This window comes from Pseudoclavibacter sp. RFBB5, assembly GCF_002931555.1.
Lineage (GTDB): Bacteria > Actinomycetota > Actinomycetes > Actinomycetales > Microbacteriaceae > Pseudoclavibacter.
In genome coordinates this window covers 298,915-312,995 of record NZ_PSTZ01000005.1, presented here as the reverse complement: position 1 = coordinate 312,995, position 14,081 = coordinate 298,915, and the positions used below count along the sequence as shown (strand labels likewise).

The following is a 14,081-nucleotide window of genomic DNA, read 5'->3' as shown; positions in this document are numbered from 1 at the left end:
AGGTCACCGCTGTCAGCGCCCGTCAGCGCAGGTCAGCGCAGGTCAGCGCTCGACGAGCGTGATCTCGAACGTGTAGAGGTCCGGCCGGTAGCAGTGCCGCCCGTACTCGACGGCGCGACCCGTCGCGTCGAACGCGACGCGGGACATCGTGAGCACCGCTGCACCGCCGGAGAGATCAAGAAGGCGCTCCTCCTCGCGAGACGCGGTCCTGGCACCGATGCGCTGCTTGGCGATGCGCATGGTGACGCCGCGGGCGCGGAGCAGCTGGTAGAGCCCGTGCTGGATGAGCTCATCCTCGGTGAGCTCGACGAACGGCTCTGGCAGCACGTTGTCGAGCACGGCAAGGGGGACCCCATCCGCGCTTCGCAGGCGCGAGATGTGCAGGGTGGGGCTTCCGACCTCGATGCCGAGGGTCTCGGCGAGCTCGGGCGTCGCGGCCTCGACTCGGCGAGAGAGCAGCGTCGTCGTCGGCTTCTGCGCGGACCGCTCGAGATCCTCATACAGGCTCGTGAGCTCGACGTTGCGGGTGACGGGCCCGTGCACGACCTGCGTGCCCACACCGCGGCGTCGGACGAGGAGTCCCTTGTCGACCAGCTCCTGGATCGCTCGGCGCACCGTCGGGCGAGAGAGGCCGAGGCGGTGGCCGAGGGAGATCTCGTTCTCGAGCTTCGACCCTGCAGGCAGCGTGTCGTCTCGAATCGCCTTCTCGATGCGCTCCGACACCTGGTGGTACAGCGGGACGGGGCTCGAACGGTCGATGCCGACGAACAGCCCGAGCGGGAGTCGGGCCTCGCCTGTTGTGGCAGCTTCATTGCTCAATGGCGCACTCCTCGGACGACTTGATGACCTGACAAGCGTACCTGTCGACGAGCCCTCACCAGTGGCGGCTCATCGGGGTGGCGCGCATTCACACGAGTCACATCCGCCACACCTTCTGGTCCCGGGACGCACGAGCCCGTCCTGTTTCCCAAGATTCTCTTGATTTTCAGCGAACTAGCGGCTTAGCATCACGAAACCCACAGATCCTCAGGAGAACACATGCGACTCCGCACCGCCCTCGCCGCAGGGGCAACATCCGTCCTTCTTCTCGGAGTCGGAGTCGGCACCGCCGCCGCCTCGCCCGGGCAGACCGTCACCGACCTCACCGCCCAGACACCCGAAGATCTGGTCGCCTCCCTCGTCGGCGACGAGACCGCCGTCTCGAATGTCGCCTACACGGGCGCGCCGGAAGCCTCCGGCAGCTACTCGGGATTCACGGACCTCGGCGTCGAGAGCGGCGTCACCCTGACAACCGGCTCAGCCGGCGAAGACGGCGCCCTGCTCGGCCCGAACGAGTCCGGGTCGACCACGACATCGCACGGCCTTCCAGGCGATGCGGACCTCGACAACATCGTCGAGGGCTCGACCCGCGATGCCGCTGTGCTCGAGTTCGACTTCGTCCCCACCGAGGACAACATCGCGTTCTCCTACGTCTTCGGCTCCGAGGAGTACCAGGAGTTCGTCGACACGGGCTTCAACGACGTCTTCGCCTTCTTCGTCAACGGCACCAACTACGCGACCTTCGACGCGGATGGCACCACCACCGCCGTCGCGATCAACAACATCAACCACCTGCGCAACACGGGGCTCTACCGGGACAACCCCGCGGACTCCGGCGCCTTCGACACTGGCCTCGACGGGCTCACGACGGTGCTCGGCCTCTCCGCCCCAGTCCAGCAGGGAGAGACGAACCACATCAAGCTCGTCATCGCCGACCGCGGTGACAGCTCCTACGACTCGGCGGTCCTCATCCAGGCCGGCAGCTTCCGCTCCAACACGCCGCCGACGGCGGCCTCGCAGAACCTGTCCACAGACATCGACACGCCGCTCGACATCACGCTTACGGGCGCTGACGCCGAAGGCGACCCGCTGACCTACACCGTCGTCACGCAGCCGGAGAACGGAACGCTCAGCGGCGAAGGCGCTGACCTCACCTTCACCCCGGCCGACGGCTTCGAGGGAGAGACCAGCTTCACGTTCACGACCAACGACGGCTCCGTCGACAGCGAGGTGGCCACGGTCACCATCACGGTGAGCCCCGTCGTCGTGACGCCGACGCCCACCGAGACGACGACGCCGACTCCAACGCCGACCGAGACGACCACGCTGACGCCGACGTCCACCAGCACGGCCACGCCGACCGCAACCGTCGTCCCCCCTGTCCCGACGACCACCGCGCCGACCTGGACCCCGGCACCGACCTCGACCCACACGACGCCGCCGGCCACTGGCGGAGGACTCGCGACGACCGGTGCTGAAGGCTTCGCCCCCGCGCTGGCGATCGGCGCAGGACTCCTGCTGGCCGCCGGTGCCGTGCTGCTCCTCACACGCCGCATGAGGAAGTCCGACTAACGGCAGCGCACGAACGCACGGAGGGGCGCATCCATCAGTGGATGCGCCCCTCCGTGCGTCCTGCCGGCCGCGGGGCGACGCGCGAAGCGAGCCCGCTCAACGACGGAGGGGCACATCCACCGAGATGGATGCACCCCTCCGTCAGGTGCCGCCAGCGGCAGCGTTTCGAGCTACCCGCGACCCAGGTACTTCTGGAGCTGCTCGAGCTCCGCCGGGCTCGGCTGCCCGTCGCCTGCCGCGGGACGTCCGAGACCCGCGCCACCGAACGCGCCACCCGGCCGCTTCGGAGCCGCGGCCTCCTCGACGGCCTGCTGCGCGCGCTTGGCCGGATTGCCGCTTCGCTTGCCCTGCTGCTTCTTCTTGCCGCCCTTGGCCGCAGCCTTGCGACCGCCGTGCTGGCCTGGCATCGGCCCCATGCCGGGGATCTGCGGCGTGCCACCGCGTGCGACGGTCTTCATCATCTTCGCCGCCTGCTCGAAGCGCTTCACGAGCTCGTTGACGTCGGTGACGGTCCGACCGGAACCGCGGGCGATGCGCGCGCGACGCGAGCCGTTGAGCAGCTTCGGATTCTGCCGCTCGGCCTTCGTCATCGACTGGATGATCGCCTCGGTGCGGACCAGCTCGCGCTCGTCGAAGTTCTCGAGCGCCTCCTTCATCTGGCCCATGCCCGGGAGCATGCCCATCATCTTTTTGAAGTTGCCAGCCTTGCGCAGCTGCTGCATCTGCTTGAGGAAGTCATCGAGGGTGAAGTTCTCGGTCGCGAGCTTGCCCGCGATCTCCATCGCCTCGTCCTCGTCGAAGGCCTTCTGAGCCTGCTCGATGAGGCTGAGGATGTCACCCATGTCGAGGATGCGCTTCGCCATGCGGTCGGGGTGGAAGACCTCGAAGTCGTCGAGCCCCTCACCGGTCGACGCGTACATGATGGGACGACCGGTGAGCTGCGCCACCGAGAGGGCGGCGCCACCGCGGGCGTCTCCGTCGAGCTTCGAGAGCACGACGCCGGTGAAGTCGACGCCCTCCTGGAAGGCCTTGGCCGTCGCGACGGCGTCCTGGCCGATCATGGCGTCGATCACGAAGAGGACTTCGTCGGGGGTCGTGGCGCGGCGGATGTCAGCCGCCTGCTTCATGAGCTCCTGGTCGACGCCGAGGCGGCCGGCCGTGTCGATGATGACGACGTCGTGCAGCTTGTCCTTCGCGAAGCGGACCGCATCCGTCGCGACGCGCACTGGGTCACCGACGCCGTTGCCGGGCTCAGGGGCGTAGACCTGCACGCCTGCCTGCTGGCCGACGACCTGCAGCTGGGTGACGGCGTTCGGACGCTGGAGGTCGGCCGCGACGAGCAGCGGCGTGTGCTTCTCCCCCGCGAGCCGCTTCGCGAGCTTGCCGGCGAGCGTCGTCTTTCCGGCGCCCTGAAGGCCGGCGAGCATGATGATCGTCGGCGGCTGCTTGGCGAACTCGATCTGGCGGGTGTCGCCGCCGAGGATGCGCACGAGCTCCTCGTTGACGATCTGCACGACCTGCTGAGCCGGGTTCAGGGCGCGGTTGACCTCGTCGCCGAGGGCCCGCTCGCGCACGTGCGCGGCGAAGTCCTTGACCACGGGAAGCGCGACGTCGGCTTCGAGGAGGGCGCGACGGATCTCGCGCACGGTTCCGTCGACGTCGGCGGGCGTGAGCTTGCCCTTGGAGCGGAGGCCGGCGAGCGTCTGCGTCAGCCGGTCAGAGAGGTTCCCGAAAATGGCCATAGTCCGCCCATTTTAGCCGAGGTGGCGGAGTCTGGCGTGCGGGGTCGCGAAGGAGCAGCGCAACTGCGAGTATCGGAGCATGACCAGCGCCGCTCCCCTGATTCTGCCGTTCGAGGGCAAGACGCCCCGCATCCACGAGAGCGCGTGGATCGCGCCGGGTGCCGTCATCGTCGGTGACGTCGAGATCGGCCCGGAATCGTCCGTCTGGTACGGGTGCGTGCTGCGAGCGGATGTGGGTGGCCGCATCGTCATCGGGGCCCGGTCGAACCTGCAGGACGGCACCGTGGTGCACGTCGAGCGAGAGGTCGACACGATCATCGGCGACGACGTGACGGCCGGCCACCAGGCGCTCCTGCACGGCACGACCATCGCGAACGGCACGCTCATCGGGATGAAGGCCGCGTGCCTCTCGAGGTCCATCATCGGCACGGGCTCGCTCGTCGCCGCGGGCGCCGTGGTGCTCGAGGGCGCGAGCATCCCTGACGGCGTCCTCGTCGCCGGCGTGCCCGCCAAGGTCCGGCGCGAGCTGACAGCAGCGGAGAGCGCCGCGTTCATTCCGCACGCGGCAGGCTACGTCGCCCTCGCGAAGCGGCAGAGCCCCGCTGGCGCTGCCATCTCGATCGGGGACGCCACCGCCCGCCCATAGGCTTGGGGCATGGTCTTCCTCGCAAGCATCGCCCTGCTCGTCGGTGCTGTCTTCAACGTGCTCGTCTGGCCGTCCTTCTACCGTCGGGTCTCCAACGACCCGCGCGCTCGGGACGAGAACGGTCGCCCCACTCGCTTCCTCACGGTGCACGCCGTGCTCGTGCTCACGGCGCTCGTCATCGGCATCGCCCAGGCGCTGCTCGGCATCCTCCTGCTGACGAACTGAGCCGCGTCGCTGGCGCAGGCGCCAACGGCCCCGGCACGGAGCGCCAGCACAGACTGCTCGGCTTGACTGGTCGCATCCGTCGTCGAAGGATTGGCCGTCACCATGACCAAGCGCACCGCTCCGCTCATCGCCCTCACCGCGGCCGCAGCAGTGGCCCTCGCCGGATGCGCGCCGACAGCACCCGAGACAGGGGCGACGGCGACGGCCACGGCGTCGGCCAGCCCGTCGCCGGCATCCACGACCCAGGCTCCGGCGACGTCAGCAGCAACAACCACCGAAGAACCCGGCCCCGTCGCCCCGAGCGGCGACCCGCGAGTGTTCACGACTGGCCTTCAGGCCCCCTGGTCCGTCGTCGAGCTGGAGACGGGCGATTTCCTCGTGAGCGAGCGCGACTCCGGCCAGATCGTCGAGGTGTCCGCCGACGGGTCGAACCCCAATCGCGTCGTGACGACCATCGATGACGTTGCACCGGGCGGCGAGGGCGGCCTCCTCGGCCTCGCCCTCGCGGGGACGAGCGACGACGCCGAGCAGTGGCTGTACGCCTTCTACACCGCCGACGCCGACAACCGCATCGTGCGCTTCCCCGTGACCTGGGAGGGTGGCCTCGGCGTCGGGGCCCCCGAAGTGATCGTGGACGGCATCGCGAAAGCCGGCAACCACAACGGCGGGCGACTCGCGATCGGCCCGGACGGCTACCTCTACGCCTCGACCGGAGACGCGTCCCAGACCGATCTCGCCCAGGACCAGGACTCGCTCAACGGCAAGATCCTCCGGATGGAGCTCGACGGCTCCCCCGTCGCCGACAACCCGTTCGGCAACCGCGTCTACTCGATGGGCCACCGCAACCCGCAAGGCCTCGCGTTCGACGCAACAGGTGCGCTGTGGGCGAGCGAGTTCGGGCAGAACACGTGGGATGAGCTCAACAAGATCGAGGCGGGCGGCAACTACGGTTGGCCGAACGTCGAAGGCCAGGGCGACGACCCCGCGTTCCTCAACCCCGTCCTGCAGTGGTCGACCGACGAGGCCAGCCCGAGCGGCCTCGCGTACTCGCGCGACACGCTCTTCATGGCCGGCCTCGGCGGGGAGCGCCTCTGGAAGATCGCCATCCCAGGGGCATCAGAAGCCAGCGACGAGGCACTCTACGTCGACGAGTTCGGGCGGCTCCGCGACGCCGTCGTGACCTCATCCGGCACCCTGCTCGTGCTGACGAACAACACCGACGGGCGGGGGTCACCGCGCGACGGCGACGACACCCTGCTCGAGCTCACGCTCAGCGCGACGTGACGCTTCCCCGGCCTGCGCCATCCGCCCGCGACCGGTCGAGGTCAGCTCGCCGCGGTGACGGCCTCCGGCTTCGGGTTCCGCACGCCGAGCCATGAGCTGAGCGCCCCGGCGAAGAGGAGGCCAGCCGTCACGAACATGAGCGGCTGGAAGCTGGCCACGTCGATCGTGCCGCCGGCGATGACGCCGATCATCGCGATCGCCACGAGGCCGGCAACTCGCGAGATGGCGTTGTTGGTGGCCGAGCCGATGCCGGACTGCGTCGTCGGCACGGAGCCGAGGATGGCGGACGTGAGCGGAGCGACGGTCATCGAGAGGCCGAGCGAGAAGACGACGACGCCCGGCAGCACCTGGGTCCAGTAGTTCACCTCGGAGCCGAGCCCCGAGTACATCAGCGTGCCGACGCCCGCGAGGATGGGCCCGACCGTCATGAAGAGGCGCGGCCCGAAGCGTCCGCTGAGCGAACCGAACCACGATGACAGCGCCACGTTGGCGATCGACGTCGGCAGCGTCGCGAGCGCGGCGAACGTGGCACTGAACCCGGCCACCTGCTGCAGGTAGATGGCCAGCACGAAGCCGCCCAGCGAGAGCGCCGCGTAGATGAAGACCGTCGCGATGTTGCCAGCCCAGAAGTTGCGGATGCGGAAGAGCCCAAGCGGCAGCATCGGCTGCGGCGCACGCGCCTGCCAGAACAGGAATCCCGCGAAGCTCAACAGGCCGAGCACAAGAGGCAGGAAGACGACGGGGCTCCCCCACCCGTAGTTGCCCTGCTCGATGAGCGCGAACACGGGCCCGCCGAGGCCGAGGAAGCCGAGCACCGCCCCCAGCACGTCGATGCGCCCGCCGGACCTGCTGTCGACGCTCTTGTCGAGTCGGGTGAGCATCCAGAGCGTGACGAGGATCGGGATGACGTTGATGCCGAACACGAGACGCCAGGTGACGTAGTCGGCCGCGAGGCCGCCGAGGAAGGGGCCGGCGAGGAACGCGGCACCGGTCCAGGCTGTCCAGATGCCGATCGCCTTCGCCTGCGCGGCGTCGCGGAACGCCGAGATGATGAGCGCGAGCGAGCTCGGGACGAGCAGCGCCCCCGCCACCCCCTGCAGTGCCCGCGCGACGATGACGAACTCCGGAGTCGGCGACAGCGCGATGGCGACGCTCGTGATGCCGAAACCGATCAAGCCGAAACGCAGCACCGAGATGCGACCGAACACGTCAGACAGGGAACCCGCGAGCAGGATGAGCGAGCCGAGCGTGATGAGGTACGCGTCCACGATCCACTGCTGGGTGCCGAGTCCGCCGCCGAGTTCGGCGACCATGGCCGGGAGCGCGACATTGGTCACCGAGCCGTCCAGGAAGGCGACGAACGAGGCGAGGATCGCGATGACGAGGATCTGGCGTTGCTGGCGGGTCACGTGGCTGACAACCTCTGCCGTCGACGAATCCTTCCGCCTCGCCGCGATTTCGTCATTTCGTCTCGCGCCACGGGAAAATCGTCTGCTTCGACGGCGCTGTGCGAGCTCGGCTCCTCATGGCAGGCTCAGCCTCGTCCGCGCTCCCGGCGGAGTCGGTCGGCTTCCAGCTGGGCTGCGTCAGCGGCCATCCGCCTGAGGATGTCGGGGCGGAGGAGCACGAGGCGGAGCAGCTCGGGCAGCTGGGCGCCGCTGAGCTGCGGGAGCAGCTTCCACCGCAGGGCACTCGTCACCGCGTTCGCGAGCACTGCCACCAGCACGAAGACCACGAAGAGCCACGGCCGCGACCCGAACGCCGTCCAGATCAGGAGGGCCGCCCCGAGCAGGCTGACGGTCGCGAAGATCACCATGCGCCAGGATCGCCTCGGTACGGAGCCGAAGGCCATGAGGACTCCGCCCGCACCCGCGAGCACCACCGCGAGCGCGTAGGACAGGAACACGAACAGCGCGTCAGCTTCCATCAGAGACCTCTTCCACGGATGCGAGGCACACTACTCCCCCGCACTGGGCGACGGCGGGCCTCAGCCGACGAGCTTCTCGGCGAAGACGTGCGGCGTGAAGCCAGCCAGGTCGTTGATGCCCTCGCCCTGCCCGATGAGCTTGATCGGCAGACCTGTCCGCTCCTGCACCGCGAGCACGAAGCCACCCTTGGCGGAGCCGTCGAGCTTCGTCACCACGAGGCCGGTGACGCCGGCGTGCTGGATGAACGCCTCGGCCTGCGCGACACCGTTCTGGCCGGTCGTCGCATCGAGCACCAGCAGCACCTCGGAGACGGGCGCCAGCTTCTCGACGACCCTGCGGATCTTCGACAGCTCGTCCATGAGCCCGCTCTTCGTCTGCAGACGGCCAGCAGTGTCGATGACGACCATCTCGAGCCCCTCGCGCATCGCGATCTCGACCGCCTGATACGCGACCGATGCTGGGTCCTGCCCGTGCTGCTGCGGGCGAACGATGCCCGCGCCGGCGCGCTGCGCCCAGGTCGCCAGCTGCTCGACCGCCGCCGCGCGGAACGTGTCCGCCGCCGCGACGACCACGGTGCGTCCGTTGATGCGCAGGAAGTTCGCGAACTTGCCGATGGTGGTGGTCTTGCCGACGCCGTTCACCCCGACCACGAGCGTCACCGCGGGGCGCTCGCGCAGGTTCAGCGTCGTATCGAACTTCGAGAGCCGCTCCTCGATGAGCTCGCGCAGCATCCGCTTCAGGTCCTTCGGGTCCTCGGTATGGAACCGGTCGACCTGCTCGCGCAGCTGCTCGACGATCTCGTCGGCGATGTCGGGTCCGAAGTCGGCCGTGATCAGCGCCTCCTCGAGGTCGTCCCACGTCGTCTCGTCGATCTTCTGCCTGCCGAACATGCCGCGCAGAGCGCCGGACAGTGACCAGGGAGTGCGTTCAGCCATGTGCCAAGCGTAGTCAGCGCTCTGACACCATGGGTGCTGACCCCTCAGCCAGCGGCGAAACTTCGCCAGCGAGGGTGGAAACCTCGAACGGAGCACTATGCGCATCGGCCTCATCCGCCACGGCGAAACCGAGTGGAACGCGACCGGCCTCCTCCAGGGCGCCACCGACATACCCTTGAACTCGAGAGGCCTCGACCAGGCGGGAGATGCAGCCGGGCTCCTCGTGGGCCAGGGCTGGAGCAACCTCTACAGCTCCCCGCTCTCCCGCGCGAGAGTCACGGCCGAGATCATCGGCGAGGGAACGGGCCTCGGTGCCCCGATCCTGCTGCCCGGCATCATCGAGCGCAGCTTCGGGGTCCTCGAAGGTGAGAAGTACTGGATGCCCGACGGGACCCGCCGTCCACTCGACCACCCCACCGTCGAACCGCGAGCCGCGGTCGTCGAGCGGTCACTCGCCGCCATCGGCGAGGTCGCGGCCGCCCACCCGGACGAGGACTCCCTCATCGTGTGCCACGGCAGCGTCATCCGCCTCGTCCTCACCGCGATCCTCGGCGCCCAGGCGCCGCACATCGGCAACCTCGGCCTCAGCATCCTGCGACCGGGCGCTGAAGGCGGCTTCGTCGTGACGCTGCTCAACGGGTACCCGCTCGTTCCCACGCCGTAGCAGGCATCCGGGAACGCAGGCACGCGAATCCCGGATTCGAGCGACGGATTCCTCGCCGCCCCTGGCGTCGCCCCGTCCACGGTGTACGATGAGCTTCGTTGAAGGGGAGTATTCCTCCTGCGACGCGCTCGTCATCACGGTGACTGTCATCAGCCACCCGGGCGCGTCGGTCGGTTTCTGCCGACGGAAGAGACCTTCGGCCGATTCGCCGAACACACCCCTCCGGAGGACCCGTGGACGTTCCCATTTGGATCTGGGCGGTGACCATTGCCGTGGTCATCGGCTTCTTTGTTTTCGACTTCTTCACCCACGTGAAGACGCCGCACGAGCCGAGCCTCAAGGAAGCCGGCTGGTGGTCGATCTTCTACATCGCGCTCGCCGTCGTCTTCATGGTGGCGCTCGGCTTCGTCTGGGACTGGCAGCACGCGGGCGAGTTCATCGCCGGCTACACCACCGAGAAGGCGCTGTCGGTCGACAACCTCTTCATCTTCCTCATCATCATGACGAGCTTCAAGGTGCCGAAGATCGCGCAGCAGAAGGCGCTGCTCATCGGCATCGCCATCGCTCTCGTCATGCGCTTCGCGTTCATCATCGCGGGTGCCGCGATCCTCGAGGCCTGGGTCTCCGTCTTCTACATCTTCGCCGCCTGGCTGCTCTACATGGCCGTCAAGCAGGCCATCGACTCCTTCAAGGACGAAGAGCCGGAGATGCCCAAGTGGGTCGGCCTCGTCCGCAAGATCATCCCCGCCAGCGAGCACTACGACGGCGACAAGTGGAAGATCCTGGAGAACGGCAAGAAGGTCTGGACGCCGCTCATCCTCGTCATCGTGGCCCTCGGCTTCACCGACCTGCTCTTCGCGCTCGACTCCATCCCCGCCATCTTCGGCATCACGCAGGAGCCGTACCTCGTCTTCATGGCGAACGCCTTCGCGCTCATGGGCCTCCGCCAGCTGTACTTCCTCATCGGCGGGCTCCTCGAGCGCCTCGTGTTCCTCGACCTGGGCCTCGCGTTCATCCTCGGCTTCATCGGCGTGAAGCTCATGTTCCACGCGCTCCACGAGAACGAGCTGCCCTTCATCAACGGTGGCGAGCCGCTCCTCTGGATCCCCGAGATCCCGATCTGGCTGTCGCTCACGTTCATCTTCGGCGTGCTCATCGTCGCGACGATCGCGAGCATCATCTACACCCGCGCCAAGGGCGACGACGCTCCCAGCACCGTCGGGTCCGCCGCCGGTGGGCCTGAGGCCGCAGCCGCCGGCGTCGAGGGCACCACGCCCGAGACCGCAGAGGACACGGACTCCGCTCCGGTCGCCAGCCACGAGCCCGACCGCCGCTAGGCACCACGCCAGCAGTACGACGAAACCGGATGCACGCGCCAGTCGCGAGCATCCGGTTCCGTCGTTCCTGCCCGGCGGACCAGGGCGGACTCGTGCGGCCTGGTGCGGTCTCCGGTGGCCTCCGGCGCCGCCGGTGCCCGCTGCACACCTGGGGTTTGTGCATCCGCGTGCCGTGTTGTGGATGCGCGACCCCCAGGTCTGCGGATGGTGCCACCGCAGACCTGTGGCCGCCGCACCCGGGTCTTGCCGGAGGCATGCGCAAGCCCCAGGTCTGCTGGCTGCCCCGGAAGGGGCGTGCCGGGCGAGGGCGCCGGGTCTACAGGCGCGCGACCTCGGTGACCCGCACGACGGCCTCCCCGGCCTCGTGCGACTCGGCGAGGTCGACGTCGGCGCGGATGCGCCAGTCGTGGTCGCCAGCCGGGTCATCGATGATCTGCTCCACATGCCACACGCCGGTCCAGAGGCCGCCCGACTGGCGCCCCTCGGAGTCGTCGATCGTGAGGAGCTTCGGCGAACGAGCCGCTGCATCCACCCCCATCGAGTCGTGGTCGGCGAAGTAGTCGTCGAGAGCCTTCGACCAGTCCACGTCCGGGTCGAGCTCGGCGAGCGCCTCGTCGCGCTGGAGGGCAGCGAGCTGCACTCGGCGGAACATCTCGTTGCGCACGAGCACCGTGAACGCGCGGCGGTTGCCGACGACGCTCGGCGGGGCCGGTGGCACGACGGGCTCGTCGCTCGCTGCCTGCTGCTCAGGGTCGACCAGCGACGCCCACTCGTCGATGAGGCTCGAGTCGACCTGGCGCACCAGCTCGCCGAGCCACTCGATGATGTCGAGCAGCTCCTCGGTCTTCGCCTCGTCCGGCACCGTCTGGCGGATGGCCTTGTACGCGTCGCTCAGGTAGCGGAGCACAAGCCCCTCGCTGCGCATCAGCTGGTAGAAGTTCACGTACTCGGCGAAGCTCATGGCGCGCTCGAACATGTCGCGCACCACCGACTTCGGCGAGAGCTCGAAGTCGCGCACCCACGGCTCGTGCTGCGCGAACAGCTCGAACGACTGCGCGAGGAGCCCCTCGAGCGGCTTGGGATGCGTGATCTCCTCGAGCCGCTCCATGCGCTCGTCGTACTCGATGCCGTCGGCCTTCATCTGCGCGACCGCCTCGCCACGCGCCTTGAACTGCTGCTGCGAGAGCACGGGGCGCGGGTCGTCGAGGGTCGACTCGATGATGCTGACGACGTCGAGCGCGTAGTGGCCGGAGCCGACGGCCCCCTCGCCGCTCGTGTTCTCCTCGGAACCGCGGTCGCCGGGAGCGGCCTCAGCGTCAGGGTCGAGCAGCTCGATGGCCGCGAGCGCAAACGGCGAGAGCGGCTGGTTGAGCGCGAAGTTCGCCTGCAGGTCGACGGTGAGGGTGATGCGCCCCTGCCTGCCGATCTCGACGATGCCTGCCGTCACGAGCGTGCGGAAGATGCCGATCGCGCGCAACGCCAGCTCCCGCTGACGGGCGGGCTTCTCGTGGTTGTCGTAGACGAGCCTCTTCGCGTTGCCGAAGACGTCTCCCCCACGCGCGATGACGTTGATGATCATCGACGCCGTGATGTGCATATGCGAGGTGAGTGGCTCTGGCTCCGCGGAGACGAGCTTCTCGAACGACTTCTCACCCCACGAGACGAAGCCCTGCGGCGCCTTCTTCTTGACGATGCGCTTGCGCTTCTTCTCGTCGTCGCCCGCCTTCCGGACCGCAGCGGCGTTCTCGATCTCGTGCTCTGGCGCCTCGACGACAACCGTCCCGGCCGTGTCGTAGCCGGCCCGGCCCGCGCGCCCCGCGATCTGGTGGAACTCTCGCGCCGACAGGTGTCGCATCCGCTGTCCGTCGAACTTGGCGAGCGCCGTGATGAGCACCGTGCGGATGGGCACGTTGATGCCGACACCAAGGGTGTCGGTGCCGCAGATGACCCGCAGGAGGCCCTTCTGCGCGAGCGTCTCGACGAGGCGGCGGTAGCGGGGCAGCATGCCAGCGTGGTGCACGCCGATGCCGGCCCGCACGTACCGGGACAGCACCTTGCCGAACGCCGTCGTGAAGCGGAACCCGCCGATGGCGTCGGCGATCGCATCCCGGCCTGCACGGTCGACGACCTTGAGACTCGACAGCGCCTGCGCCCGCTCGATGGCCGCGGCCTGCGAGAAGTGCACGATGTAGATGGGCGTCTTGCGCTCTTCGACGAGCTTCTCGACGGTCTCGTGCGTGGGCGCCACGACGTACGAGAAGTCGAGCGGGACGGGACGCTCGACGCCGGTCACGAGAGAGACATCGCGCTGCGTGCGGCGTTCGAGGTCCTCGACGATCTCGGTGACGTCGCCGAGGGTCGCCGACATGAGCAGGAACTGTACGTCGGGCAGCATGAGCAGCGGCAGCTGCCACGCCCACCCGCGGTCTGGGTCGCCGTAGTAGTGGAACTCATCCATGACCACCTGGTCGACGTCGGCGTCAGACCCTTGGCGCAGGGCGAGGTTCGCGAGGATCTCGGCGGTGCAGCAGATGATGGGCGCGTCCGGGTTCACGGAGCTGTCGCCCGTGACCATGCCGACGTTCGCAGCCCCGAAGATCTCGACGAGGGCGAAGAACTTCTCGCTCACGAGCGCCTTGATGGGGGCCGTGTAGTAGCTGCGGCCGCCCTGCGCGAGGCAGGCCGCGTGGGCGGCGATCGCGACGAGCGACTTGCCGGTGCCCGTCGGCGTGGACAGGATGACGTGCGCCTCGGAGACGAGCTCCATGACGGCTTCCTCCTGCGCCGGGTACATGGTGATGCCGCGGCTCGTGGTCCACAGCTCGAACGCCTCGAACATGGAGTCGGCGTCGTACGGGTCCGGGAGGAGGGTCACGAGCCCAAGCTTGGGCTCGGGCGTGGCGGGGGCTGGGGCGGAGGTGCCGTCGAC

General features: G+C 68.6%; 12 protein-coding genes. 6 read left to right on the top strand and 6 right to left on the bottom strand.

What is annotated here, in order from left to right:
- Positions 1–42: 42 nt before the first annotated feature.
- Positions 43–819, bottom strand: a complete 777-nt coding sequence (locus C5B97_RS06465; protein WP_104252487.1) for a GntR family transcriptional regulator — start codon at positions 817–819, stop codon at positions 43–45.
- Between the two features lie 219 nt (positions 820–1,038).
- On the opposite strand from C5B97_RS06465, the gene C5B97_RS17905 reads away from it, so the two are divergent.
- Positions 1,039–2,391, top strand: coding sequence for a choice-of-anchor L domain-containing protein (locus C5B97_RS17905; protein ID WP_181026928.1), 1,353 nt, complete (start codon positions 1,039–1,041; stop codon positions 2,389–2,391).
- Positions 2,392–2,561: 170 nt separating this feature from the next.
- On the opposite strand, the gene ffh is transcribed toward C5B97_RS17905, so the two are convergent.
- Positions 2,562–4,133: a signal recognition particle protein gene (gene ffh / locus C5B97_RS06455; RefSeq protein WP_104311288.1), complete on the bottom strand. Its 1,572-nt coding sequence runs from the start codon at positions 4,131–4,133 to the stop codon at positions 2,562–2,564.
- A 79-nt stretch (positions 4,134–4,212) separates the two neighbouring features.
- On the opposite strand from ffh, the gene C5B97_RS06450 reads away from it, so the two are divergent.
- From C5B97_RS06450 to C5B97_RS06440, 3 genes are all read left to right on the top strand, one after another.
- Complete coding sequence (locus C5B97_RS06450; protein ID WP_104311287.1) at positions 4,213–4,779, top strand: gamma carbonic anhydrase family protein; 567 nt, start codon at positions 4,213–4,215, stop codon at positions 4,777–4,779.
- Positions 4,780–4,788: 9 nt separating this feature from the next.
- Positions 4,789–5,004 (top strand): SCO4848 family membrane protein, encoded by a 216-nt coding sequence (locus tag C5B97_RS06445; protein WP_104311286.1) that lies wholly within the window; start codon positions 4,789–4,791, stop codon positions 5,002–5,004.
- A 102-nt stretch (positions 5,005–5,106) separates the two neighbouring features.
- Positions 5,107–6,288: a sorbosone dehydrogenase family protein gene (locus tag C5B97_RS06440; RefSeq protein WP_104311285.1), complete on the top strand. Its 1,182-nt coding sequence runs from the start codon at positions 5,107–5,109 to the stop codon at positions 6,286–6,288.
- Positions 6,289–6,329: 41 nt separating this feature from the next.
- On the opposite strand, the gene C5B97_RS06435 is transcribed toward C5B97_RS06440, so the two are convergent.
- From C5B97_RS06435 to ftsY, 3 genes are all read right to left on the bottom strand, one after another.
- Positions 6,330–7,697, bottom strand: coding sequence for an MFS transporter (locus tag C5B97_RS06435; RefSeq protein ID WP_104311284.1), 1,368 nt, complete (start codon positions 7,695–7,697; stop codon positions 6,330–6,332).
- A 125-nt stretch (positions 7,698–7,822) separates the two neighbouring features.
- Positions 7,823–8,215: a hypothetical protein gene (locus C5B97_RS06430; RefSeq protein ID WP_104311283.1), complete on the bottom strand. Its 393-nt coding sequence runs from the start codon at positions 8,213–8,215 to the stop codon at positions 7,823–7,825.
- Between the two features lie 60 nt (positions 8,216–8,275).
- Positions 8,276–9,151 (bottom strand): signal recognition particle-docking protein FtsY, encoded by an 876-nt coding sequence (gene ftsY / locus C5B97_RS06425; protein ID WP_104311282.1) that lies wholly within the window; start codon positions 9,149–9,151, stop codon positions 8,276–8,278.
- 97 nt (positions 9,152–9,248) lie between these two features.
- Between ftsY and C5B97_RS06420 the strand changes: the two genes are divergently transcribed.
- Together C5B97_RS06420 and C5B97_RS06415 are read left to right on the top strand one after the other, a co-directional pair.
- Positions 9,249–9,815: a histidine phosphatase family protein gene (locus C5B97_RS06420; RefSeq protein ID WP_104311281.1), complete on the top strand. Its 567-nt coding sequence runs from the start codon at positions 9,249–9,251 to the stop codon at positions 9,813–9,815.
- 233 nt (positions 9,816–10,048) lie between these two features.
- Positions 10,049–11,152 carry a TerC/Alx family metal homeostasis membrane protein gene (locus tag C5B97_RS06415; RefSeq protein WP_104311280.1) on the top strand — a complete coding sequence of 368 codons (1,104 nt, stop codon included), beginning with the start codon at positions 10,049–10,051 and terminating at the stop codon, positions 11,150–11,152.
- A gap of 316 nt (positions 11,153–11,468) precedes the next feature.
- Here the strand turns inward: C5B97_RS06415 and C5B97_RS06410 are convergent, their stop codons facing one another.
- Complete coding sequence (locus C5B97_RS06410) at positions 11,469–13,991, bottom strand: RNA helicase (RefSeq protein ID WP_258068043.1); 2,523 nt, start codon at positions 13,989–13,991, stop codon at positions 11,469–11,471.
- Positions 13,992–14,081 lie beyond the last annotated feature (90 nt).